22 protein-coding genes, 2 tRNA genes and 1 pseudogene are annotated in these 24202 nt (G+C 65.8%); 5 read left to right on the forward strand and 20 right to left on the reverse strand.

The window, feature by feature from the left end:
- Positions 1-56: 56 nt before the first annotated feature.
- The 6 genes from nrdE to LFT45_RS12890 all read right to left on the reverse strand — a co-directional run bounded on the left by nrdE (position 57) and on the right by LFT45_RS12890 (position 6976).
- Complete coding sequence (gene nrdE, locus LFT45_RS12865; protein ID WP_236803608.1) at positions 57-2213, reverse strand: class 1b ribonucleoside-diphosphate reductase subunit alpha; 2157 nt, start codon at positions 2211-2213, stop codon at positions 57-59.
- Positions 2214-2239: 26 nt separating this feature from the next.
- Positions 2240-2746: a class Ib ribonucleoside-diphosphate reductase assembly flavoprotein NrdI gene (nrdI, locus tag LFT45_RS12870; protein WP_236803610.1), complete on the reverse strand. Its 507-nt coding sequence runs from the start codon at positions 2744-2746 to the stop codon at positions 2240-2242.
- Between the two features lie 55 nt (positions 2747-2801).
- Positions 2802-3047 carry a glutaredoxin-like protein NrdH gene (gene nrdH, locus LFT45_RS12875; RefSeq protein WP_076802586.1) on the reverse strand — a complete coding sequence of 82 codons (246 nt, stop codon included), beginning with the start codon at positions 3045-3047 and terminating at the stop codon, positions 2802-2804.
- Between the two features lie 475 nt (positions 3048-3522).
- Positions 3523-4797, reverse strand: coding sequence for a class I SAM-dependent methyltransferase (locus tag LFT45_RS12880; RefSeq protein WP_236809335.1), 1275 nt, complete (start codon positions 4795-4797; stop codon positions 3523-3525).
- An 89-nt stretch (positions 4798-4886) separates the two neighbouring features.
- Positions 4887-5612: a DUF1365 domain-containing protein gene (locus LFT45_RS12885; protein ID WP_236803612.1), complete on the reverse strand. Its 726-nt coding sequence runs from the start codon at positions 5610-5612 to the stop codon at positions 4887-4889.
- Positions 5609-6976 (reverse strand): NAD(P)/FAD-dependent oxidoreductase, encoded by a 1368-nt coding sequence (locus tag LFT45_RS12890; RefSeq protein ID WP_236803614.1) that lies wholly within the window; start codon positions 6974-6976, stop codon positions 5609-5611. The genes LFT45_RS12885 and LFT45_RS12890 overlap by 4 nt, the downstream gene beginning before the upstream one ends.
- A 130-nt stretch (positions 6977-7106) precedes the next feature.
- On the opposite strand from LFT45_RS12890, the gene LFT45_RS12895 reads away from it, so the two are divergent.
- The gene (locus LFT45_RS12895; protein ID WP_236803616.1) at positions 7107-8024 is read left to right on the forward strand and encodes a LysR family transcriptional regulator; all 918 of its coding nucleotides are present in this window, start codon (positions 7107-7109) and stop codon (positions 8022-8024) included.
- Positions 8025-8069: 45 nt separating this feature from the next.
- A complete protein-coding gene (locus LFT45_RS12900) occupies positions 8070-8579 on the forward strand; it encodes a DUF2004 domain-containing protein (protein ID WP_236803619.1) in 510 nt (169 codons plus the stop codon).
- A 67-nt stretch (positions 8580-8646) separates the two neighbouring features.
- Here the strand turns inward: LFT45_RS12900 and metE are convergent, their stop codons facing one another.
- Positions 8647-10980, reverse strand: a complete 2334-nt coding sequence (gene metE / locus LFT45_RS12905; protein ID WP_236803621.1) for a 5-methyltetrahydropteroyltriglutamate--homocysteine S-methyltransferase — start codon at positions 10978-10980, stop codon at positions 8647-8649.
- A gap of 117 nt (positions 10981-11097) precedes the next feature.
- Positions 11098-12063, reverse strand: a complete 966-nt coding sequence (locus LFT45_RS12910; protein WP_236803623.1) for a methylenetetrahydrofolate reductase — start codon at positions 12061-12063, stop codon at positions 11098-11100.
- Between the two features lie 685 nt (positions 12064-12748).
- On the opposite strand from LFT45_RS12910, the gene LFT45_RS12915 reads away from it, so the two are divergent.
- Together LFT45_RS12915 and LFT45_RS12920 are read left to right on the forward strand one after the other, a co-directional pair.
- The gene (locus LFT45_RS12915; RefSeq protein ID WP_236803625.1) at positions 12749-13831 is read left to right on the forward strand and encodes a hypothetical protein; all 1083 of its coding nucleotides are present in this window, start codon (positions 12749-12751) and stop codon (positions 13829-13831) included.
- 91 nt (positions 13832-13922) lie between these two features.
- Positions 13923-14120, forward strand: a complete 198-nt coding sequence (locus tag LFT45_RS12920; protein ID WP_102972413.1) for a hypothetical protein — start codon at positions 13923-13925, stop codon at positions 14118-14120.
- A 3-nt stretch (positions 14121-14123) separates the two neighbouring features.
- Here the strand turns inward: LFT45_RS12920 and LFT45_RS12925 are convergent, their stop codons facing one another.
- The 3 genes and pseudogenes from LFT45_RS12925 to LFT45_RS12935 form a co-directional block, all read right to left on the reverse strand.
- The gene (locus LFT45_RS12925; RefSeq protein WP_236803627.1) at positions 14124-15377 is read right to left on the reverse strand and encodes an ROK family protein; all 1254 of its coding nucleotides are present in this window, start codon (positions 15375-15377) and stop codon (positions 14124-14126) included.
- Positions 15378-15499: 122 nt separating this feature from the next.
- Positions 15500-16648 carry a class I SAM-dependent methyltransferase gene (locus LFT45_RS12930; protein WP_236803629.1) on the reverse strand — a complete coding sequence of 383 codons (1149 nt, stop codon included), beginning with the start codon at positions 16646-16648 and terminating at the stop codon, positions 15500-15502.
- Between the two features lie 70 nt (positions 16649-16718).
- A pseudogene (locus LFT45_RS12935) lies at positions 16719-17800 on the reverse strand (NAD(P)-binding domain-containing protein).
- Positions 17801-17877: 77 nt separating this feature from the next.
- Here LFT45_RS12935 and LFT45_RS23285 point away from each other — a divergent pair.
- Positions 17878-18006, forward strand: coding sequence for a hypothetical protein (locus LFT45_RS23285; RefSeq protein WP_272912713.1), 129 nt, complete (start codon positions 17878-17880; stop codon positions 18004-18006).
- Positions 18007-18032: 26 nt separating this feature from the next.
- On the opposite strand, the gene LFT45_RS12940 is transcribed toward LFT45_RS23285, so the two are convergent.
- From LFT45_RS12940 to LFT45_RS12980, 9 genes are all read right to left on the reverse strand, one after another.
- Complete coding sequence (locus tag LFT45_RS12940) at positions 18033-18635, reverse strand: hypothetical protein (RefSeq protein ID WP_236803631.1); 603 nt, start codon at positions 18633-18635, stop codon at positions 18033-18035.
- Positions 18636-18904: 269 nt separating this feature from the next.
- Entirely contained in the window at positions 18905-19432 is a 528-nt protein-coding gene (locus tag LFT45_RS12945) for a hypothetical protein (protein ID WP_236803633.1), read from the reverse strand.
- A gap of 134 nt (positions 19433-19566) precedes the next feature.
- Positions 19567-19642 (reverse strand) — tRNA-Ala (locus LFT45_RS12950).
- A 191-nt stretch (positions 19643-19833) separates the two neighbouring features.
- Positions 19834-19906: transfer RNA gene (locus LFT45_RS12955), tRNA-Ala, on the reverse strand.
- A 100-nt stretch (positions 19907-20006) separates the two neighbouring features.
- Positions 20007-20408: a ribosome silencing factor gene (gene rsfS / locus LFT45_RS12960; RefSeq protein WP_236803635.1), complete on the reverse strand. Its 402-nt coding sequence runs from the start codon at positions 20406-20408 to the stop codon at positions 20007-20009.
- A 48-nt stretch (positions 20409-20456) separates the two neighbouring features.
- Positions 20457-21824 (reverse strand): hypothetical protein, encoded by a 1368-nt coding sequence (locus LFT45_RS12965; RefSeq protein WP_236803638.1) that lies wholly within the window; start codon positions 21822-21824, stop codon positions 20457-20459.
- A 7-nt stretch (positions 21825-21831) separates the two neighbouring features.
- Positions 21832-22446, reverse strand: a complete 615-nt coding sequence (gene nadD / locus LFT45_RS12970) for a nicotinate-nucleotide adenylyltransferase (RefSeq protein ID WP_236803640.1) — start codon at positions 22444-22446, stop codon at positions 21832-21834.
- A gap of 55 nt (positions 22447-22501) precedes the next feature.
- On the reverse strand, positions 22502-22726 hold the full coding sequence (locus LFT45_RS12975; protein ID WP_236803642.1) for a hypothetical protein: 225 nt from the start codon (positions 22724-22726) through the stop codon (positions 22502-22504).
- Between the two features lie 100 nt (positions 22727-22826).
- Positions 22827-24176 carry a glutamate-5-semialdehyde dehydrogenase gene (locus LFT45_RS12980; protein ID WP_236803644.1) on the reverse strand — a complete coding sequence of 450 codons (1350 nt, stop codon included), beginning with the start codon at positions 24174-24176 and terminating at the stop codon, positions 22827-22829.
- Positions 24177-24202 lie beyond the last annotated feature (26 nt).

Genomic DNA, 24202 nt, shown 5'->3' on the forward strand with positions numbered 1-24202 from the left:
AGCGTACGACGGCGGGCGGGCACCCGCCGTCGTACCGGTTACGATTTAGTTGAAGATTAAAGCATGCATGAAACGCAGCCCTCAACCTCCGTCCCTTCCAGCGCGAGCTGGCGGAGACGGATGTAGTAGATGGTCTTGATGCCCTTCTTCCAGGCATAGATCTGGGCCTTGTTGATGTCGCGGGTGGTGGCGGTGTCCTTGAAGAACAGGGTCAGCGACAGGCCCTGGTCCACGTGCTGAGTGGCGGCGGCGTACGTGTCGATGACTTTCTCGTAGCCGATCTCGTACGCGTCCTGGTAGTACTCCAGGTTGTCGTTCGTCAGGTACGGCGCCGGGTAGTACACGCGGCCCAGCTTGCCTTCCTTGCGGATCTCAATCTTGGACGCCACCGGGTGGATCGAGGAGGTGGAGTTGTTGATGTAGGAGATCGAGCCGGTGGGCGGGACGGCCTGCAGGTTCTGGTTGTAGATGCCGTGCTCCATGACGGAGGCCTTCAGCGCGCGCCAGTCCTCCTGCGTGGGGATGTGCACGTCCTTGAAGAGCTCCCTGACCGTCTCGGTCTGCGGCACCCACTCCTGCTCGGTGTACTTGTCGAAGAACTCACCCGAAGCGTACTTGGACTTCTCGAAGCCGCCGAACGTCTGGCCGGTCTCGATGGAGAGCAGGTTCGACGCCCGCACCGCGTGGTACACCACGGAGTAGAAGTAGATGTTGGTGAAGTCCAGGCCCTCCTCGGAGCCGTAGTGGACCCGCTCACGCGCCAGGTAGCCGTGCAGGTTCATCTGGCCCAGACCGATGGCGTGGCTCTGGTCGTTGCCGCGGGCGATGGACGGCACCGAGGTGATGTTGGACATGTCCGAGACAGCCGAGAGCGAACGGATGGCCGTCTCGATGGTCAGGCCGAAGTCCGGCGAGTCCATGGTCTTCGCGATGTTCAGCGAGCCCAGGTTGCAGGAAATATCCTTGCCGGTTTCGTCGTAGGACAGGTCATCGTGGTAGGTCGTGGGCTGCGAGACCTGGAGGATCTCCGAGCACAGGTTGGACATGATGATCTTGCCGTCGATCGGGTTCTCCCGGTTAACGGTGTCCTCGAACATGATGTACGGGTAGCCGGACTCAAACTGGATCTCGGCGAGGGTCTGGAAGAACTCGCGCGCCTTGATCTTGGTCTTCTTGATCCGGGAATCGTCCACCATCTCGTAGTACTTCTCGGTGACCGAGACGTCGGAGAACGGCATCCCGTAGACGCGTTCGACGTCGTACGGCGAGAACAGGTACATGTCCTCGTCCTTCTTAGCCAGCTCGAAGGTGATGTCCGGGATCACGACGCCGAGTGAAAGGGTCTTGATGCGGATCTTCTCGTCCGCGTTCTCCCGCTTGGTGTCCAGGAACCGGTAGATGTCCGGGTGGTGGGCGTGCAGGTACACGGCACCGGCACCCTGGCGGGCACCGAGCTGGTTGGCGTAGGAGAAGCTGTCTTCGAGGAGCTTCATCACGGGAATGACGCCGGAGGACTGGTTCTCGATCTGCTTGATCGGCGCACCGACCTCGCGGATGTTGGTCAGCGCGAACGCCACGCCGCCGCCGCGCTTGGACAGCTGCAGCGCGGAGTTGATGGAGCGGCCGATCGACTCCATGTTGTCCTCGATGCGGAGCAGGAAGCAGGAGACCAGCTCGCCGCGCTGCTTCTTGCCGGCGTTCAGGAACGTCGGGGTGGCAGGCTGGAAGCGGCCCTCGATGATCTCGTCCACCATCTGGGTGGCGAGCTGCTCGTTGCCGCGGGCCAGGTGCAGGGCAACCATGCACACGCGGTCCTCGTAGCGCTCCAGGAAACGCTTGCCGTCGAACGTCTTCAGCGTGTAGGACGTGTAGAACTTGAAGGCGCCCAGGAAGGTCTCGAACCGGAACTTCTTCTTGTAGGCGCGGTTGAACAGGTCACGGATGAAGTTCATCGTGTACTGGTCGAGGGTTTCGCGCTCGTAGTAGTCGTTCTTGACCAGGTATTCGAGCTTCTCCTCCAGGTCATGGAAGAAGACCGTGTTGTTGTTCACGTGCTGCAGGAAGTACTGGTGGGCCGCCTCGCGGTCAGCCTCGAACTGGATCTCGCCGTTCGGACCGTACAGGTTCAGCATCGCGTTCAGCTCGTGGTAGCCCAGGCCCTTGTAGGCAGCCGGGAGCGCCGGCTTCTCCTGCTTTTCGACAGCCGTGTCCATAGAGGCGTCCTTTCCTTCGGGCCTGGTTACTTCTGTGTCTGCGACAGTCGTGTCCAAAACTCTTCCAATCCTTCTTGTACACGGGAGACGTCTTCCGGCGTACCCATGAGTTCAAACCTGTATAGGTGGGGGACCTTGCATTTGGCGGCGATGATGTCGCCCGCCATGCAGTAGTTGTCCCCGAAATTCGTATTTCCGGCCCCGATGACGCCGCGGAGCAGGCGCCGGTTGTCCGGGTTGTTCAGGAACCTGATGACCTGCTTGGGCACTGATCCCTCGCCGCCTGTCCCGCCGTAGGTGGGGACCACGAGCACGAACGGTTCACAGGCAACAAGGGGTTCATCCTTGGCGTGCAGGGGGATCCTGGCCGCGTCAGCACCGAGCTTCGCGATGAAGCGGCTGGTGTTCTCGGAGGCCGAGGAAAAGTAGATGAGGCGGCTGTGAGTCTGGTTCACGGGCGGTGTCTGGTTGACGGGCGTCGTGTCCGCAGCACGGGCTGCGGCCGGCGCATCGGCAAGTGCCGGCGCAGCCATGGGAGTCACCTCATCTACGTGCGAATTCTCTGCCGGAAACGGCGTGGGCGTAGCCTCAGGCCACAGAAGCGGAGGCGCTCAGCGCCAGCTCTTCGATCTTGTCCGGGCGGAAACCGGACCAGTGGTCCTGGTCCGTAACGACGACCGGAGCCTGCATGTAGCCGAGCGACTTCAGGCGCTCAAGGGCGTCCGCGTCCTGGGAGATGTCCACGCTCTGGTAGGCAATACCCTTCTTGTCCAGTGCACGGTAGGTGGCGTTGCACTGTACGCAGGCCGGCTTGGTGTAAACCGTAACGGTCATGGTTCCTGTCCCCTTTGTTGAAGTCACTGCTGCTGCACTCTTCTGAGACCTTGCTGGTGTCTCGGTATTAAAATCTCTGGCATCGTAGCGGTGGACTCTGCCCGGACCTTACTGTCCAGTACTGGCTGCGCCGGTCTCCCGCTCAATCTGTATGTCGATACTACATGTAGTGCGCGGCCCCGGATGGGACCCCAAGATGATGTATTACAAGTATGTCATTTAATGCACTTTTAATCCACAGGCCGGTGCCCTCAAAATGTCCGGATTTCCGGGTTTTTGATGGACGGAATCCACACCCTGTGGAGTAGTTCCCCACATTTAAACCACAGCGTGTCGGCCCGAAGACGGCGTGTCGCGGCACCTCCGGGGGCACCTTTTGGGTGGGCCGGAACACAGCAGTGGGGGTCCCGAAGCAAGCCTCGGGACCCCCACTGTGATTAAGCAGACGGCAGACTGGAGCTGAGCCTCCCGGCGGCTAGAGCTGAGCCTCCCGGCGGTCCAGGACGATCTGCTGCACGTCCAGGTATCCGGACTGGAAGCCGGCCCGGGAGTAGCAAAGGTAGAACAGCCACATCCGCTGGAAGACCTCGTCGAATCCGAGCCCGCGCACCTCCTGCGCACGCTGCAGGAACCGCTCCTCCCACAGCCTCAGCGTGGCGGCGTAGTGGTCGCCCATCCCCCGGCGCTCACGCACGCGGAGTGTGGTGTGCTGCTCCGTGACGCTCTCGATCGCCCGCACGGAGGGCAGGAACCCGCCGGGGAAGATGTACTTGTGCACCCAGGTGTAGGCGTTGCGGGTGGCGAGCATCCGGCCGTGCGGCATGGTGATCGCCTGGATGGCCACCTTGCCGCCGGGCGCCAGTACCCGGTCGATGGTCTGGAAGTAAACGGGCCAGTATTCGTAGCCCACCGCTTCGATCATCTCCACGGAGACGACGGCGTCGTACTCGCCTTCCACGGCGCGGTAGTCCTGCAGGCCCACAGTGACCTGACCGGAGAAGCCGGCTTCCTCAATCCGGTGCTGCGCGAGCGCCTGCTGCTCACTGGAGAGCGTCACCGTGTACACGGTGGCCCCCCGGGCTGCGGCACGCAGGGCCAGCTCGCCCCAGCCGGTGCCGATTTCCAGCAGCCGCGTGCCCTTCCCCACCCCGGCCTTGTCCAGCAGCCTGTCGATCTTGGCGTGCTGCGCTGCCGCCAGGGCGTCCCAGCCCACCTCAGCCAGCTGGCCCGCCGAGGCCGGAAACAGGGCCGACGAGTAGCTCATGGTCCGGTCCAGGAAGCTGCCGAACAGCTCGTTGGAAAGGTCGTAGTGGCGGGAGATGTTGCCGCGGGTATTCTGCTCGGTGTTGCGTTCCTGCCGGGGCGCCCGCGGCAGGTACAGGCTCCGGAGTCTCTGCAGCGGGGCGGGGATGAGCGTGTCCACGGAGGAGGCAAAGACCTCAAGGACGGCGGCGAGGTCGGACGCCTCCCAGTCCCCCGCCATGAAGGACTCCCCCAGCCCGATCAGCCCGTTGTCGCCGATCCGGACCGCGAAGTCCACCGGACGCACCACGGTCATCACCGGCGCGCCTGCACCGCCGGTGCCCAGGACCGTGCCGTCGGGGTATTCCACCCGCAGCGGCAGGCGGCGGACCGCCGCGCGGAACAGCGAATCCGCAGCCTTGCCGGCCACCTGCGCCTTCAGCCCCGCGGGCGGACGGGCGACGCCGGGCCACACCGCCGCGTCGACGGTCTCCGGCGCCGGCGGCACCCGGAAGGCCTCGCCTGGTGTGTTGTGTGAATGCTCCCTGTCAGAGGGGTCAGAGTATGACGGATCTGTGTATGACGGATCTGTGAGAGTCACGAGACGGCCTCCTGTGCTCGATGGTCGGGACGGTTGGTGATGGGCAACCCGCGGGCCCAGAGTTTGATTCCTTGCCAGCGGATCTGCAGACCCAGGCGGAGCGGCGCAAGCGGAACCGCGGCCGCTGCAGCCAGGATGCTGCCGGCTGTGGCGGGCCGCCGGAGCCCGGTCATGGTGGCAGTGAAAGGCTTCCGCCCGGCGCGCTCCAGCACCACTGCCACCGAGAGCTCTCCCGCCGGTTCGGGCAGGCTCATCCGGTAGCTGCCGTCCACCTCGTTGAACGGGGACACGAAGAATTCCTTGTCGGTGCGCGCACGGCCGGCGCCGTCCGGGTGCAGAAGGTAGCAGTGCCGTTCGCCGTAGGTGTTGTGGACCTCGGCGATGACAGCACGGAGCGCACCGTCGGCACGGTGGCACCAGAAGATGGTGATCGGGTTGAAGACGTGTCCCAGCACCCTGGCGTTGGCCAGCATGGTGACCACGCCGCCGTCGGGCTCTTCACCGTTTACGGCGAGGAAGCGGTCCACGTTCTCGCGGATGCTCGCCGCGGGATCCCCCAGATGATCCCTCGCATGGAATCCTGCAAGCGGCCGCAACCACCAGGGCAGTTCTGGCAGGTCATCGACGTCGACGTACCAGCTGTAGCTGCGGTAGGTGAAGGCGTTCTTCAATGGATCCCGCCGCACATGGCGGATCCTGGTCCGGTAGATGGCCGCGCTCATTGGACCAGCTCCGAGTCCTGCCCGGCGTCCGTAGCCGCTGGCTCCGAATCAGGAGCGAATGGGTCCTCCCAGGCGCGGCCAAGCTGGGCCGCCGCGCGCACCCCGGAGGCGGCGCCGTCCTCGTGGAATCCCCAGCCGTGATAGGCCCCCGCGAAAGCCAGCCGGTGGTCGCCGAGCTCCCCGAGGCGCTCCTGGGCCGCCATGGATTCGGGCGTGTACTGGGGGTGCTCGTACACAAGGTCCTGCAGCACGGACTCCGGCTCGATCAGTTCCGATTCGCCGAGGCTCACGATGTAACTGCCGCCGTCGCCGGGGGTAAGACGCTGCAGCCGGGTGAGGTCGTAGCTGACCAGCACGTGTCCGGGACGGGCAGCGCAGGACGGCAGCCGGTAGTTCCACGACGCACGGGCAGCGCCGCTGCGCGGCAGGACCGCCGGATCGCGGTGGAACTTGATGCGGTTCACGGAATACGGGATGTGCCCCAGAATCTGGACCTCCGCCGGCGTCGGTTCCCTCATCATGGCAAGTGCTTCGCGGGGGTGGGCGGCGATCACCGCGGCAGCGAAGTGCTCGGTTCCGGCCGCCGTCGTAATCTCCACTCCTGTTGGCTTCCGGCGCACGGCAAGGACCGGACTGGACAGGCGGACATCCTGTAGACCGTCGACCACACGGTCAACATAGCGCCGGGATCCTCCCTTCACCGTCTTCCACTGCGGTGATCCTTTGACGCCGAGCATGCCGTGGTGTTCGAGGAAGGTAAAGAGATACCGTGCGGGATAGGCCAGCGCCGTGGTGGGATCGCAGGACCAGACCGCGCTGACCACCGGCGCCATGAAGTGCGAGGTGAAGTAGTCGCTGAAGCGTTCGCGGGCAAGGAACTCGCCCAGCGTTTCCTCCTGTCCCTCACCGTCCGCGCCGGCGGCCAGCAGCGCCCGCGCCTTCCGCCAGAACCGCAGGATCTCGGCAAGCATCAGCAGGAACCGGGGCCGTGCGAGGTTGGCGGGCCTGGCAAAGACACCGGAAGCGCCCTTGGCCCCGGCGTACTCCAAACCGCAGCCGTCGCAGCGGATGCTCATGGTCATGTCCGAATCCTGCGTCTCGACGCCGAGCTCCGCGAACAGCCGGATGAGGTTCGGGTAGGTGCGGTTGTTGTGCACAATGAAGCCGGTGTCCACGAACAGGCTCCCCGAGTCCTGCCGGACGTCGTGCGTGTGGGCATGCCCGCCCGGCCGGGAATCCGCCTCAAACAGGGTCACGTGGTCCCGGCGGCTGAGGATATGCGCGGCCGTCAGGCCCGCCACTCCGCTTCCGACGACGGCGACCCGCCGCCTTTCGTCTGCACTCCATGCTGGGCTCGGTGACAATCTTTGCTCCTCTGCTGAACAGTTGCCGGGGAATTGGTAGTTACGGGCAATTCGGAGCCGTACTGCGCGCCGGATGGGTGGCCTTTTTCCAGCGCTTTTTCTGCCACTGAGCACCCGGTAAGGTTGGCTGGTGGTCAACCCCGTGCATTTGAGGACGCTCCTTGAGGTGACGCGGCTGGGCTCCTTCGCGGCCGCCGCGAGCAGGCTTGGCTACACCGCCTCAGCCGTGTCCCAGCAGATGTCTGCCCTGGAGCGTGACACGGGCGTCCGCCTGTTCCAGCGTTCCGCCCGGAGCGTGGTTCCTACGGACGCCGCGATGGTGATGGCGCGCCACGCAGCCAAGGTCCTGACGGACATCGAGGCGCTGATGGCTGCAGCGTCCAAAACGCAGGACGCCACGAGCCAGGAGCTCCGGCTGGGCATCTTCCCGAGCCTCGCCACCTACGTGCTGCCGCGGATCCTGCGCAGTCCCGCGTGGAAGGACCTGGGCATCGACCTGCGGGTGTCGGTGGCCGAACCCGCCCAGACCATCCAGGGGCTGCGCACCGGCGGCGACACCGATGTGGCGCTGGTGTACCAGGTGGGACAGTCCGGGCTGGCCTGGCCCCACACCATCAACCGGCAGTGGATCGGTGACGACAACTTCCGCGTTGTCCTCCCGGCCGGCTGGGGATTCCGCACCGAGGCGAGGGTGGCCGCGGACCATCTGTCGGACATGCCGTGGATCATGCACCACCCGGGCACAAGCGATGCCACCGTCATTGAGCGGCTCTTCGCGGGCTGCAACCTCCACCCGCGCGTGGTGGCCTACAGCGACGACTTCCATGCCAGCCTTGAAATGGCGGCCGCCGGGCTGGGGGCAGCACTGGTGCCGGAACTTGCGCTGCTGCACCGGCCGGCCGGCGTCGTGGTGCTGGACGTCCCGGAAATCCGGCTGGCCCGCAACGTCTTCGCGCTGCTCATCAACGACAAGAAGACGGCCCGGGTACAGCTGTTCGTTGACCTGCTGGCGGAAACGATGGGCGGCCTGGGGCAGTCAGTTAAATGATCCCCGATGCTGGAATGCTCTGCTTTTCGGGTCTATGTTGAAGATATGACCACCAAGGTAGCGAGCCAGCACTTCGGAGTAATCGAGCTGAACCACGGCAGGGACCATAACGTTGCCGCGGAGCACGAGCTGGCCGGACAACGCCTTGAGCTGGACCTGAACATCAACGCCCATGACCACTTCGACGAGGCGGCCATGCACAAGGTGGACTACCGGCTGCGGTACCTCCCCGAACTCGTGGACGAGGTCAGGGAGATGATCGCCGAGGAGCTCGAGCAGGAGGGCACCAGCCCGCAGGAATACCTCCGCTTCCACTGCAACGCCATCAAGGACGAGCACCTGCAGAAGGTCTTCGGCGTGAAGGAGAAAAGCCAGCTCACCCATGCGGTGTTCCTCAAGGCCCTGAAACTCGGCCACGTGGGAATCTACCCCGGCCAGCCCGAACGCTACTTCGTCCTGGACTTCACCCTGGGCGAGCACTTCACCGACGAGGTCCTGGTGGCGTCCGCGGACGAGGACGGCGTCGTGGACGACGAAATCGTCTGGGAGTCCTGAACACTCTTTAAAGAACGACGCCGGCTGGTCACCCAAGGTGACCAGCCGACGTCGTACGTGTTGCTATTTACTTCTTGGCGCCTTCGAGCAGTCCGGCGCGGACCGTCTTGGTGGCCTCGACCAGGTTGCGCAGGGACGCTTCGGTCTCGGCGTAGCCGCGGGTCTTCAGTCCGCAGTCCGGGTTGACCCAGAGCTGGCGGGACGGAACGTGCTTCACGGCGGTGCTCAGCAGTTCGGTGACTTCCTGCTCGCCCGGGACGCGCGGCGAGTGGATGTCGTAAACACCAGGTCCAACGCCGCGGCCGAAGCCGTGGGACTCGAGGTCGTGGACGACCTCCATGCGGGAACGGGCGGCTTCGATCGAGGTCACGTCGGCGTCCAGGCCGTCGATGGCGTCGATGATCACGCCGAACTCGGAGTAGCACAGGTGGGTGTGGATCTGCGTGGCGTCTGCAGCGCCGGCAGTGGCCAGGCGGAAGGAGTTGACGGACCAGTCCAGGTAGGCGGGCTGGTCGGCCTTGCGCAGCGGGAGCAGCTCACGCAGGGCTGGCTCGTCGACCTGGATGATCTTGATGCCGGCAGCTTCGAGGTCGGCGATCTCGTCGCGCAGGGCCAGGCCCACCTGGTTGGCGGTCTCGCCCAGCGGCTGGTCGTCGCGGACGAAGGACCAGGCCAGGATGGTGACGGGACCGGTGAGCATGCCCTTCATCGGCTTGTTGGTCAGGGACTGGGCGTATTCCGCCCAGGCCACGGTGATGGGGGCGCTGCGGGTGACGTCGCCCCAGAGGATGGACGGGCGGGTGCAGCGGGAGCCGTAGGACTGGACCCAGCCGTGGACCGTGACGTCGAAGCCTTCAAGGTTTTCGGCGAAGTACTGGACCATGTCGTTGCGCTCGGGCTCGCCGTGCACCAGAACGTCGTAGCCGAGCTCTTCCTGCAGCTCCACAACGCGCTTGATCTCGTCCTTCATGAGCTGTTCGTACTGCTCGTTGGTCAGGTCACCCTTGTTGTTACGGGCACGGGCCGAACGGATTTCCGAGGTCTGCGGGAAGGAGCCGATGGTGGTGGTGGGCAGCGGCGGCAGGTGCAGGGCTGCTTCCTGGGCGGCTTCACGGACCGCGTACTCGGAGCGGTTGAAGTCGGCCGGGGTCAGGGCCTCGGTGCGGGCACGGACGTCGGCGCGGCGTACGCCCTCGGCTTCGGCGCGGGAGGCGATGACGCGGGTGGCCTCGTCGATAGCCGGCTGGACTGCCGCAGCGTCGGTCAGCAGGCCGGCGAGGGTCACAACCTCAACGGCCTTCTGGTCGGCGAAAGCCAGCCAGCTGCGCAGCTGCTCCGACAGCTGGGTCTCTTCTGCGACGTCGTGCGGGACGTGCTGGGTGGAAGTGGAGGTGCTGATGGCCAGCTTGGCGACGCTCTTCTGCAGCTCGGCGATCTTGTTGGCCGAGGCGGCAAGATCGTTGCGCCAGATGTTGTGGCCGTCCACGACGCCGGCAACCAGGGTCTTGGTGCCCAGCGCAGCCAGGGCTGCGGCGGAGGGAACCTCGCCCTTGAAGACGTCGATGTGCAGGGCGTCAATGTTGGTGGCGGCAAGGGTGGCGAGCTGGCCGTTCAGCCCGCCGTATGGAGTGGAGACGAACAGCTGCGGCCGGCTGGCGGCAGCGGCGAGGACCTCGTAGGCACGGGCTACGGCGGCCTGGATCTCCTGCTCAGGGGTGTCCTGGTCCACAACCAGGGCGGGCTCGTCCAGCTGCACCCAGCTGGCGCCGGCAGCTGCCAGCTTCCCGAGCAGCGCGGTGTAGACCGGCAGGACGTCCTCGAGGCGGGACAGCGGGCTGAAGCCGGCGGGGGCGTCGTCGGAAGCCTTGCTCAGCAGCAGGAAGGTGACGGGGCCGACGATGTAAGGGCGGGTCTCCACGCCGTTGGCGAGGGCGTATTCGAACTCTTCAACGATCCGGTTGGAGGTCAGGGAGAAGTTGGTCTCCGGGCCGATTTCGGGCACGAGGTAGTGGTAGTTGGTGTCGAACCACTTGGTCATTTCCAGCGGCTGCTGTTCCTTGTTGCCGCGGGCCAGGGTGAAGTAACCGTCGATGTCCAGCTGTCCCTCGGCGTTGAGGAGGTTGCCGAAACGGGCGGGAACGGCGCCGACGTGGGCAGCGGCGTCGAGCACCTGGTCGTAGAAGGAGAACGTGCCCGGAACTGCTGCGGCTTCGGTAAGCCCGAGGCCCTGGAGGCGCTTGGCGGTGCCCAGCTGGATCTCCTTGGCGGCGGCGTCCAGGGCAGCGGCGTCGATCTTGCCTGCCCAGTAGGCTTCAACGGCCTTCTTCAGCTCGCGGCGGCGGCCGATGCGGGGGTAGCCGAGGATGGAGGCGGACGGGAACGCGGTGTTCTGTTCAGTCATGTCAGTTCCTTGAATGGTTGCGAAAAGCTGGCAATGTCGGGGGGAGGAAGCGGTCAGCTGGCAGGCTGACGGCAGGCGAATCTGGTCGGCTCGCGAGCCGACGGCAGGCGATTCCGCTCAGCTGGCGAGCTGGCGGCGGGCGAGTGCGTTCAGACGGCTCGACGGGCGTGCCGGCCGGGCAAGCGACAGCTTGTCCAGCACCTCCAGCGCGCTCTGGTGCTCATTGAACGTGTAGATGTGGAGTCCGGGTGCGCCGGCGTCCAGGGCCGCGTTGGCCAGGTCCACCGTCGCGCTGACTCCGATGCGGAGCCGCTGGGCGTCGGTATCCGCGGCAGCCATCCGCTCGATGAGCTCCGGTGCGGGTTCGACGCCCGTCAGCTCGCCGAGGCGCTTGAGCCTCCGCAGGCTCGTGAGCGGCATGACGCCGGGAATGATGGGGATGGTAACGCCGGCCCTGCGTGCCCTGGTCACGAGGTCCGCATATTGCTCCGTGCGGAAGAACACCTGGGTGATCGCGAAGTCGGCACCCGACCGCTGCTTGGCCAGCAGCACCTCCACGTCGTGGGCCTCGCTCGGCGATTCAGGATGCCGCGTGGGGTAGGCTGCCACACCGACGGCGACCTTTCCGGCGCACAGCAGTGCCGAGCGCCGCTGCTCCACCCGGCGGATGAGCTCAATCAAGTCCTGGGCGTAGCGCAGCGAGCCGCTGACCGGTTCGCCGCTGTCCTTGGGCAGGTCGCCGCGAAGGGCAAGGATTCCGCGGACGCCGGCGTCGAGCAGTTCACCGATGATTTCGGCGAGCTCAGCTGGCGTGTTGCCCACACAGGTCAGGTGGGCAAGCGGGCGGAGTGTGGTCTCCAGCACCAGGCGGTTAATGAGTTCGACGGCGGTGTCCCGGTTGGAGCCGCTGGCACCGTAGGTGACCGATACGTAGTCGGGATCGGTGGCTTCCAGTTCCCGGATGGTGTTCCACAGGGTCTCGGCGGCAGCCGGCGAACGGGGCGGAAACAGCTCATAGGAGAGGGCCACCGGCGCGGTGTCGGAGAGATTTTGATGTGTTTCAATAAGGCTTGGTGGTGACATTTGCGTCCTTGGCTTTGGGCCATTGAAGGCTGCGCTGCCGTGGCGGTCAGCCGGGGCAGCAAGCGGTCAATGAATTGAGTTTGGGGAACACGGGACGAACTTCGGCAGGGCGCAGCCGCGACTGTTACGCCTGTAAAGAAGTCCACCGTGAGCAAATGTCAGGCCCACATGGGGGCACCCACACCCTCCTTGGCGGCCGGCGGGCGGCACATCCGCAGCGGAGGATCGCTGACACGTTACCTAGGTAACTTGTATAGAACTCTAGAAGCCCTCCGGGGACGCCTTCAAGTTGACGCCGAATTAAGACGCTGCTTTACGCCGGATTGGATGCCCGTCCAAAATTATCTTCGCCGAAATGGACTCTTGCGTTTCTTGGACCCCGGGAGCCGCGCGAGAAGCCAGCCCGCGCGCGCCCTGTTCAAACCGGGGAAATTAGTCCATTCTTTTGTCACGTCGTATCGGATTCAGCAAGGTCTCAGGTTGAGGGGGCTGGATGCTTCTTCTGGTTCTTCCTCGGTGACTCGTCCCGAGAGAACATTATCCGCGCCCACGAGAGCCCGCACCGTCCCATGATTCGCCTGCCGGCAGGGCGCGGTTAGCCAGCGTTCTGCTGCGGCCGGGCACGGCTCTGACGCCGCGGTGGAGGTGCTGGAAACCAGAATCCCCACGGCGAAAGGCCCCCGAGATGTTCCAGCTCAAGAAACCACCGCTTTACAAAGCACCGTCCGCCCCGGGCTTCTCCCTTGTGCTCCTCGTCGCGCTGGCCACAGTTACGTCCTGCTCCGCTCAGCAAAATGCCGCCCCGCAGGCCACCTCCGGTTCCGCCGCACCGACAGAGACGTCGGCCGCAGCCTCCCCAACCGGATCTGCCGCTTCGGGATCCGCCACCCCCGGCTCAACCGGCACAGCCGGTGCGGACGAGCTTTGCGGTCCCGGCTCCGCGATCAAATTTGACATCTCACAATTCCAGTCATCGCCCAACGTGGACAACAAATGGTTCCCGCTCAAGCCGGGTATGCAGTACACCACCACGGGCGACGTCAAGAGTGCCGAGGGAGACATCAAACGGACGGTGGTGCACTCAATAACGGGACTGACCAAGGTCATCGACGGCGTGAAGACCCAGGTCATGTGGGACCGCGACTACGCCGACGGTGAGCTCGTGGAATCCGAATTGGCGTTCCTCGCCCAGACCAACAGCGGCGACGTCTGGCTGTTCGGTGAATACCCGGAGGAATATGAAGGCGGGAAGTTCACCGGTGCGCCTGCCACCTTCATCCATAGCCTGGACGGGGCCCAGGCTGGAATCGCCATGCAGACGGACCCCCGGACCAACACGCCCAGTTATGTCCAGGCCCACGCGGCGAGCGTCGACTTCCTGGACTGCGGGCAGGTCTTCAAACAGAACGAGCATGTGTGCGTCGCCACGGGCTGCTACGACGATGTGCTGGTGATTGACGAACGCAACCCGCTGGAGCCTGCGGCAGGCCACCAGCGGAAGTTCTACTCGGCCGGAACGGGCTTGGTGAAGGTGACAGCTGTGGGCGGAACTAACCAGGAGACGCTGGAGCTCGCCAAGATCGAACAGCTCACCGACGCCAAGCTGAAGGAAATCAACCAGGAGGCGCTCAAGCTCGACCAGCATGCCTACCAGGTCAGCAAGAACGTCTATGCCAAGACGGACAAGGCTGAGGTTGCCACTGAAACGTCTGCCCCTGCCAGCGGCCCGGCTACGAGCGACAGCCCGACGGTTCAGCCCGGCTACTAGTCGGTACTAGTGTCCAACACAGGAAGGGGTACCCGGCGGGAGGTCACCGGGTACCCTCCCCTTAGCCCACGATCAGGTCTATTCTGATGCCATGATCCAGCTACCAGCCAGCTACGAGGAATATCTCGTTGGCAAGGACCCAAGCTTCGTCGACATGGTCCGTCCGATCCTCCTCCAGTCGGCAGCGGACCAGTTGCACGGCGTCCGGGTGCTCTATATCCCCCGCGGGCACCAGGCACACCTCGACGATACGATTCCCTACGGGACAATCGTCGAGGACATCGACTAGGGCTCAGCCCTCCAGCAGCAGCCGCTGGGCCCGGGGCGCAAGGGTGTGCTCAAGGACCAGGCATGCAGCGCCCACCGCACCCACGTCCTCCCCCACGCCCGTGCCCACGACTTCGACGGCGTGGATGTTGCCGGCGTCGCTGTTCTGCTGGATCAGGCCGGGGACCTTCGCTAGGTAGCGCGCGGACAGCAGCGGCCAGAAGGGGCCGCCAAACACCACCCGGTCCACGTCCAGCGTGTTGGCCACCGCTGACGCAGCCCTGGCCACGAGTTCTGCTGATTTGTCGATGATGGCCGCCGCTTCGCTGTTGCCGGCGTCGGCTGCTGCGCAGAGCATGGCGAACCTTTCCTGGACGGCAGAGTTGCTGGTGGCAGTTCCGGGCCCATCCAGAATGCCCGCAGCCTGGGCCTGCGCGACGAGGACCTGGGGTATGCAGGTGGACTTGACGCAGCCGCGCAGCCCGCAGTCGCAGGGGGCTCCGTCAGGGTCGACGATGATGTGGCCGATTTCGCCGGCGTTGCCTGACGTGCCGCGGACCACCTCGTCATTGAGGACAATGCCGCAGCCGATACCGGTGCCCATGTACATGAAGACAAAGCTGCCGGCGCCGCTGGCTCCGCCCGCCCAGGTTTCCGCGACCGCCGCGCTGGTGACGTCCTTGTCCATCAGCACAGACAGTCCTGTCGCCTCAGCCAGCGCATCCCGGAGCGGAACACTGTCCCAGCCGTCCATGAGCGGCGGCTCCACCACCGTGCCGTTGTCGTGGTCGATGGGGCCTGGTGCGGCGACGCCCAGGCCGGCAATCTTGGCGCGAGCCACCCCGGAGGCCTCGATCAGCTTGTCGATTTCGGCGGCAATGGCCGTAATGACCGCCTCGGGCCGGGAGCTGTCCGGCGTTTTCACGCTCGAATGCAGGACCACTGCACCCAACAGATCAAGGACGACGAACGTTGCCACGGCGGGGTCCAGATGCACCCCGACGGCATACATGCCGGCGGGATTCAGGCGAAGGATGGTTCGCGGCTTGCCGGGACCGCTGCCCTCTTTGCCCGCCTCGACAATAAGGTTCTGGTCCAGCAGCCGGCGGGAAATGTTCGAAATGGTTTGCGGGGACAGACCGACGATCTGGGCAAGCTCAACGCGGCTGAGCCCTCCGGCGGCACGGCGGATGGCATCGAGAATGACAGTCAGGTTGAAGTCGCCCATCCGCGGCAGGTTGGTTCCGCGCCTCGGCGAGGGCTGGCGGATCTCGGTCAAGAATTCCCCTTAACATCTTTTGTTGGCCACTACCAATGTCTGAATCGTACGTTACGCCCCGGGGAACGGGTACGCCCCACGCTCAGTGCGGTGCAGTCGCGTCCGACGACGGCTAGCGGGGCTCAGTCGACCGCCCGCCTGACGCTGACGGCCATCGTGAATTTGGGATTCCGGCCCCGCACCGTGGTGGGACCAACCAATCGCTCCAAGGCCGTCACGTAGCGCAGGTGACTGTTGAATACCGTCCAGAGTTCGCCGCCGGGTGCCAGTACCCGGCCAGCTGCTTCGAAGAGCTTCAGCCCCGCCCCGGCGTGGACGCTGGAACCGAGGTGGAACGGGGGATTCAGCAGGATGAGGTCCGCGCTCCCGGCCGGAAGGGTGCTCATTGCGTCATCCTGGACAGCCGCGATGCTGGCCGCGAGGCCGTTGGCCCGGGCAGTTGCCACTGCCGACGCCACTGCGGCCGCGGACCGGTCCGTGGCGATGACCTCGGCTTCGGGGTGCCGGCGGGCATACATTGCGGCCAGGATCCCGGTGCCGCAGCCCAGGTCCACGGCCTTGGCGGCGGCCGGGATCTCCGGCAGGAATGACAGCAGGAAGCGGGTTCCAATGTCCAAACGTGTGCCGGCGAAGACGGCGCCGTGCGCGCAGATGTCCAAGCCGAGTTCGGCGTTGTGTTCCGTCACGGGGTAGGGCGGTTCGCACTCCGCACGCTTCGGGTCGGTGGCCAGGAGCAGCCGTGATTTTTGCCGGGCCAGCTGCGGCTGCACCGTTCCGAAGTATTTGCCCAGCACGGCGTTCATGCCCAGGGACATGTGCTTGACCCGGCCGCCGGCAAGCAAGACAGCGCCGGCGGGCGCGTGCCGGGCAACGGCGTCGGAAATTTCCTCGAGTTCGGCGAGGGTCCGGGGAAGCTGCAACAGCACCAGGTCCGCGCCGGCCAGCAGTTCAGCGCCGAGCGGCAGCTGCGCAAAGCCTCCGGAAACTCCCAGGGCCTCAGCATTGTTGCGGAGCGCCCGCTCCCCCGTGACCAGGTCCTGGTGCACCTTCACCTCGGCCGGCACCGGGCCGGCACCGCCGGCCAGCAGCCCGAGCGTGAGCGCCCCGTAGTTGTCCCCGATGACGGCTACCGTGCTGTCCGGGGTGAGCAGATCCCCGGCGGCGTCCAGCAGGAGGGAGTCCGTGGCGTCCCACGCCTGGAGGTTGGCGGCCTCGACATCGGGGTGCCTTCGGAGCAAGCCAAGGACCTGCCCAAGACCATTTTCTGTCACGTGGTGCCGCCGCCTCTTCCTTGCTGATGACCCGGCGGAATTCCGCCGGTGCAAATCTACCGCGGATCCGTCACGGCTGCGGTGGGGCCAGAAGTTTGAGGATAGCGGTCACCGCGGCCCGGCCGGCGCGGTTGGCGCCGATGGTGGACGACGACGGGCCGTAGCCCACCAGGTGCACCCGGGGTTCCGCCGCCACCTGCGTTCCCTCCATGGCAATCCCGCCCCCTGGTCCCCGCAGGTGCAGCGGCGCAAGGTGCTCCAGCTCGGCGCGGAACCCGGTGGCCCACAGGATCACATCCGCCGCGAGGAACCCGCCGTCAGCGAGCCGGACGCCGCCGGGTTCTATCGCCGTGAACATCGGCCGGCGGTACAGTACGCCGCGCGCGGCAGCCGCCCGGAGAGCCGGAGTCCAGATGAGGCCTGTGGCGGCGACGACGCTTTGCGGCGGCAGCCCCTGCCGCACCCGTTCTTCCACCAGGGCGACGGCGTCGTGGCCGGACTGCCGGTCGAACGCGTCCCGCCATACGGGCTCGCGGCGGGTGAACCAGCTTGTCGTCGTGACGGTGGAGATTTCGTCCAGCAGCCCGACGGCGGAGATTCCGCCGCCCACCACGATGACGTGCAGCCCGCGGAACTCCTCGGCGGACACGTAGTCGGCCACATGCAGCTGGCGGCCCCCGAACGTGAACTGGCCCGGATAGATCGGCCAAAAGGGCCTGGTCCAGGTTCCGGTGGCGTTGATGACTGCCCGGGCCGTCCAGCCGCCGTCGGACGTGGTGATCCTTAACCGCCCCGCCGGATCAGCGTCCGCACGTTCGACGGCGAGTACCTTGACGGGCCGCTCGACGGCCAGCCCGACCTGCCGCTCGTAGGCGGCGAAGTAGCGGCTGAGGAACGCCGAGCTTGGTTCCGCCGGGTCGACATTCCGGGAAGGTCACTGATGCCGTTTACGGTGGCCATGAGCAGGGTTTTCCAGCGGTGCCGCCAGGCTCCGCCCGGCCCGTCCTCGGCGTCCAGCACCGCGTACGACCGCCCTGGACCGTCCGCCATGGCAGTACCTTTTTGCTGTTCTCCGTCCGGGGCTGGCGTGAAGCCGCGGCGGGCCAGGTGGAAGGCCGCGGAGAGGCCGGCCTGCCCGGCTCCGATCACCACGACGTCGGCATTGCGGTTGGATCCACCGCTTACGGTGCCGCCGTTCTGGGTGCCGCCGTTCTGGATGCTGCTGCTCAATGGCGCCGCTCCCCTGGCTCGCTGATCCGCTTCATGTCTTCATCCTAGGCGCCGTCCCGGCCCGGCTGCCGCTCATCCTTGGCACACAGAAGGCCCTCCTGGACACCGAGGTTCAGGAGGGCCTTTAGGGCTATTAGTCGGTTGCTTTGCTTGTTCAGTCGTCGCTGCCGTGGCCGCCGCTGCCTCCGCTGTCATCGCCCGGCTCAACGGCCTTGCGGTCACCGCCCTTGTCGTCGCCGGGCTCGGCAGACGTCCGAAGTCCGCCGTGGTCATCGCCGGGTTCAGCAACGCGCGGCGCCTGGCCTGAGCGGAGACCGCCGTTGTCGTCGCCGGGCTCCGGGGTGGTCCGGAGGCCTCCCTTGTCATCACCGGGTTCAACCGAGAGGGAGCCGCTGCCAACGAAGTTTTCTGCAGGCGCTGCCACGGTTCCGCCCTTGTCGTCGCCGGGCTCAGGGGTGGTCCGGAGCCCTCCCTTGTCGTCACCCGGCTCGGCAGGCTTGGACGCCTTCTTGGCGGCTGATGCCTTCTTGTCGTCGGCGTGCGTGTCATCACTGGACTTCACGGCCGACTTGGGGGTTGCCTTGGCGGAGTTGACGGCGGGGGTTCTGGTGTCAGAGTCGTCCGTAACAAGGACGTTCCTGGTGTCGTCACTGGTACCCGTGCCGGTGTTGCTCAGCGACTGGGTGGTGGCGAAGGCGGCACCTCCGGTGAGGAGAACGCCGGCGACGGATAATGCGAGGGCTGCTCTTGTTTTCATGGCTCCACACTAGGAACTCGCTGTCGAGGATAGATGCAAAGAAAATCCAAGAGTTGTCCAAGATTGCCTGCGGGGTTCTCCCCAAGTTGCACCGCCCTCCGGGGCCTTGCGGCGGCTGACCGCCGCGGCACAGGACGGAGTTCCCCGGTCAGGTGCGACGGGTCGGGCAGGGAGAGCGCAAGGCAAGACAGCGGTCAGGAAACGGTGCGCCGGCAGGAACGCAGGCGGCAGGGTCAGTTGCGCCCCGTGGGTCAGTCGTGCACTGCGGGTCAGTCGTCGGCGCCGTGGCCGCCGCTGTCGTCGCCGGGCTCCGGCGCCTTCCGCAGGCCGCCCTTGTCATCCCCCGGCTCAACGGAGACCACGCCGCCCGGCACAGGTACGGGCTGAACTGTCACCGCTCCACCGGCCGGCCCGCCACCGGGGCCGGACGTCGACGGTACCGCCGCGGAACCGCCGGCATTACCGGGCGCGGCCGGGACAGATTTTGCCGGATTGGCTTTCGCTGTGTTTGATGCCGCTGCACCGGACTTCGCGGGGCCTGGCTTCGCGGGGCTGGGTTTTGCCGGGGTGGCATCCTTCTGTGCGCCCGCCGGCGTCGCTGTTGTCTGCGGGGTGGCCTTTGGTCCGGCGCTGGTGTCAGGAACGGGCGGCACTGCGGCATGTGGAAGGAGGACAATGTTGGCATTTCCGGTGCCGGGGGGCGAGACGTTCAGGACCTGCGTGTTGACGGCAAGGGCCGCCGAGCCCGCTGCGAGGATACCTGCAACGGACAGCACCAGGGCCGCTCCCGTCTTCATGGCTCCACTTTAGGGGCAAAGCGGGAAAGACAGTCCCAAGGAATATCCAAGATTCGTCAAAGATCGCGGTCTCGGCAGCGGGATTAACGAAAAAGCCGCCCGATCACGGTCAGTTCCGTGATCAGGCGGCTACTTGGTGGAGCTGAGGGGACTCGAACCCCTGACCCCCTGCATGCCATGCAGGTGCGCTACCAGCTGCGCCACAGCCCCAAGCTGTTCCCTCCGGGATCTTTGCGTTTTCCCGAAGCAACCCGACCAGCGTAGTCCAGAAATGGCCAGGATGCGAATTGGTGCCATGTGGCTTCCGTCACGTTCTCCACAGCACCCGCGAGCGGGATCAGCACTACTTTCCGGCAAAGAAAAAATCCGCCGGAATCTTTCGATTCCGGCGGATCGTCCGGTGGAGCTGAGGGGACTCGAACCCCTGACCCCCTGCATGCCATGCAGGTGCGCTACCAGCTGCGCCACAGCCCCATATTCTTGCTGCTTCAGTTTCCGATCTCTCCGAAGCAACTCAAATATCTTAGACCAGCGTTTCTGAAAATTCCAAATCGGGCATATTCAGTCGCGCGGGCTACTCCTGCTCGGCGGCAGCAGCGGCCTTGGCCGATGCGTCGTCTCCCAGCTGCAGGTCCACCACCGGGCAGTCCTTCCACAGACGCTCCAGGGCGTAGAAGACACGGTCTTCCTCGTGCTGAACGTGGATGACGACATCTGCGTAATCCAGCAGGACCCAGCGGCCGGCCGAACGGCCTTCGCGGCGGACCGGGCGGAGATCCTGCTTGATGAGTTCCTCTTCAATGCCGTCGACTATGGCGTTGACCTGGCGTTCGCTGGGTGCTGAAGCGATCAGGAACACGTCCGCCAAAGCCAGGCGTTCGCTGACGTCGAGGGCGACGATGTTTTGGGCGATCTTGTCCGCCGCGGCCCTGGCTGCGTGCCGGGCTATGGTGACGGATGATTCGGATGCGGTCACGGGACTCCTTGTGGTGATGAAAAGCGTAGGTGGTGGTACTGGCTGAAGTCAGCGTGAAAGGCCGCTGATGATCATGATGATGCCGGCAACGAGGGCGATTGCGCCGAGCGCCAGGACGCCAAGCTGGATCATCCTCAACCGGTTGGCCCGGGCCAGCCCGGCGGTGGCTGCGTCCAGGGGCTCCAGCCCGTAGGCGGATTTCGCGGACACGGGCGGCAGCACCGCGACGTCTTCGCCGGACCCGTCGGTCCAGGCCTCATTCTGGCGGGCCACGGCCGGAGGCGCTGCTGCCGACCGCGCCGCCGCTTCCGCCCGGGCAATGACCCGCGACCGTCCGGTGGACGGCGCGCTGGGGCGGGACGCCTTGGCTGTCCGGTTGCCACGCGCCGGAACCCGCGGACCAGGGTTGGTCACCACGGGAACATGAGAGGTGGCCGGCCGCTTCATGACGGGACGGTCCACACCGGGCACCTGTTCGAATTCCAGCGGTGTCACCATAGCGAGGTTGCTGGCGGTGGACGGACCGTTTTGTCCGCTCTGCTGGGGCGTGTTCTGTTCGGCAAGCTTCTGCTTGGCCATGGCCCGCTTGTTGAGCACAGCGGCCCGTTCGGCCAGGGCAATCTGCTGGGCCAGGATGTCCGGATCCACGGCTTCAGGGTCTGTCGCCGCGATGTGTTCCATCTTGGCGATCTGGTTCTTGGCCTGTTCGGCGAGGAGGGTACGCGCTTCAAGGGCCTGCTCAACGGTCATGCCCTCGGGCAATTCGTTCCCCGCCGGCGTCGCGGGCCGCGGGCCCGGACCGCCGGAGGGCTGGCCTGCAGGCTTCGACCCGGTGGCAGGAGAGGGTTTGCCGGCCGTACCGGAGGAAGGGTCTGGCGAGGAAGCGGGCGCTTTCCCGGTGGAGGCGCCGCCGTCGGCCGGGGGCACCACGGGCATCGCCGAAGTAACCGCCTGCTCCTTGAGCTGCATCAGCCGCAGCTGGCGGCGCGTCGGCGGGCCGCCGCCCGAAAGCTGCTCTTCCTTTTCGGACAGCTCCTTGATGGTCCGCAGGGCGGCCCTGTCGCGGGCACGGATCTGGGACGAGCGTTCGGCGGCTGAGCCGGCTGGCGCGGAATCCGCGGGGCCCGGTGCCACCCGGCGCACGCGTTCAGCGGCATTTTCCTGCCTGGCATCTCCGGCGGCACGTGAAGAGCCAGGCTTTTCCGGGCCGGCGGGAGCTGGCGTGCCCGTGCCTGCCGGCGCCGGGCGCTTCGAGGCAGCCGGGTTCGGGGCGGGAGCCTTTGAAGCGGGCGGTTTGGAGGCAGGGACTGACTCACCGGCACCCGGGGGCGCGGCGTTCCGGTTCTGGGCCAGGGCTTCGTCCCGGGCCTTGCGCAGTTCTCGGCGACTGCGGATCGGTTGCTGTTCCTGACTCATCTCAAACTCATTCAGTGCTGGCTGGATCGTTTGTCTCGGTAGTTTCGGAGCTGCTGTTCCCGGCCGGTGCGGCATAGAGTCCGTATTTCGCGATGTACTGCACCACTCCGTCCGGCACCAGGTACCAGACGGGGTTATGGGCAGCAACGCGGGCGCGGCAGTCTGTTGACGAGATCGCCATGGCGGGGACCTCGAGCAGGCTGACGTCCTTCCGGCCCATGCCGTCGAGCTCATGGCCTGGCCGGGTTACTCCCACGAAGTGGGCCAGCGACCAGAGCTCGTCGATGTCCTTCCACGACAGGATTTGCGCCAGGGCGTCGGCGCCGGTGATGAAGAACAGGTCGGCGTCGGGCCGCTGCGTCCGCAGATCGCGGAGGGTGTCGATGGTGTACGTGGGACCGGGCCGGTCAACGTCGACCCGGCTTACAGTGAAACGCGGGTTCGACGCCGTCGCGATCACCGTCATCAGATAACGGTGTTCGGGTTCGCTGACCTTCTTGCTGGACTTCTGCCACGGTTGGCCGGTGGGGACGAACACGACTTCATCGAGGCCGAATTTGTCGGCCACCTCGCTGGCGGCCACAAGGTGGCCGTGATGGATGGGATCGAAAGTCCCACCCATCACGCCCAGCCGCAGCCGGCGCTGCGTATCCTTGTGGTGCAGTGCGGCGGAAATGTTAGTGGCCCTGGCCGTGGTCGTGCTTGTTGGGGTGCTGGCGGTGCGGGTCCGCGTGCTCGTCAACCGGAGAGTGACGGTTGCCCAAGTTGACGTAGGAGAGGGTAACGAGCATCAGCACCACCAGGATGGCAAACATCGAGATGCCGAAGACCCATGGCTCGGCCCACAGGGGCGCTCTCTCCTCGTGTTCGGCAACTGACGCGGCAATCTGCTGGAGCAGCATTTTCTCCCCTAGGAATGATAAGGATGACAACGGCGGAGATTCCCGCCGGTCCGGACTTCTTTACTATGTTACCGCTATGTCAGGAGCGGTTTCCGCGACGTTAAGCGCGGACCTGGCCCTCGCCCTGGACAATCCACTTGGTGGTTGTCAGCTCGGTCAGGCCCATAGGGCCACGGGCGTGAAGCTTTTGGGTGGAAATGCCGACCTCGGCACCCAGGCCCAGCTCGCCGCCGTCGGTAAACCGCGTGGACGCGTTCACTATGACCGCAGCGGAATCGATTTCCGCGATGAAGCGCTCCGCGTTTCGCAGGTCATTCGTCAGGATGGCTTCCGTGTGTCCAGTGGACCACGTGCGGATGTGCTTCACGGCGTCATCCAGGCTGTCCACCATGGCCACGGCCAAGTCCAGGTCCATGTACTCGGTGGCCCAGTCGTCGTCCGTAGCCGGCAGGGACTCCACCGACGCGGGAAGCGCAGCCCGGACGCGGTCATCGGCGTGCAACCGGACACCCGCCTTGCTCAGGGCTGCGGCGACCGCGGGCAGGACCGTGGAGCCGGAGTGCACAAGGAGTGTCTCCACTGTGTTGCAGACGCTGGGGCGCTGCGTCTTGGCGTTGAGGAGGATCTCCACCGCCATGTCTTCACTGGCCGACTCGTCGATGAAGATGTGGACGTTCCCCTCGCCGGTCTCAATGACCGGCACGGAGGAGTTGTTGACGACGGTCTGGATCAGCTCACGGCCGCCGCGCGGAATCAGCACGTCGACGCGCCCGCGGGCACGCATGAGCACGTTGGCGCCCTCACGGCCGAACTGGTCCACGGTCTGAACGGCATCCGCCGGCAGGCCAACGGACTCCAGGGCGTCGCGCAGCACGCGGATGAGGGCTTCGTTGGTGAAGCCTGCTGCCGAACCGCCGCGGAGGATCACGGCGTTGCCGCTCTTGAGCGCCAGGCCGGCGATGTCCACGGTCACGTTCGGCCGAGCCTCGTAAATCGCGGCAACCACGCCCATGGGGACGTTGACCTGGCGCAGGCGCAGGCCATTGGGCAGGGTCTGGCCCCGCACCACATTGCCCACGGGATCGGGCAGGCCGGCCAGGTTTTCCAGGGCGGCCGCGAGGGCGGCAATGCGGGTTTCGTTGAGGGTCAGCCGGTCCAGGAGGGCGGCGGACGTGCCGTTGGCGCGGCCTGCTTCCACGTCCTTGGCGTTCGCGGCCAGGATCTGCTGCTTGTTCGCGACCAGGGCGCCGCCGATGGCGCGCAGGGCCTTGTCTTTCCAGGCCCGGTTGGCGCGGCCCATGCTGCGGGCGGCCTGGCGGGACCGGTCGGCGATCGCGTACACGGCGGACTCGGTCTCAGCGGGTGTGGGCTGCCTGTCTTCCGGCAGGCTGGGGACCGTCGTAGCGTCGTTGGATGTCTCGGCTGCTTGGTTCATCAGTGCCTCAGTCATCATTCAAGTCTAGGCGAGTCCGGCGC

It is taken from the genome of Arthrobacter sp. FW305-BF8, from assembly GCF_021789315.1.
Lineage (GTDB): Bacteria > Actinomycetota > Actinomycetes > Actinomycetales > Micrococcaceae > Arthrobacter.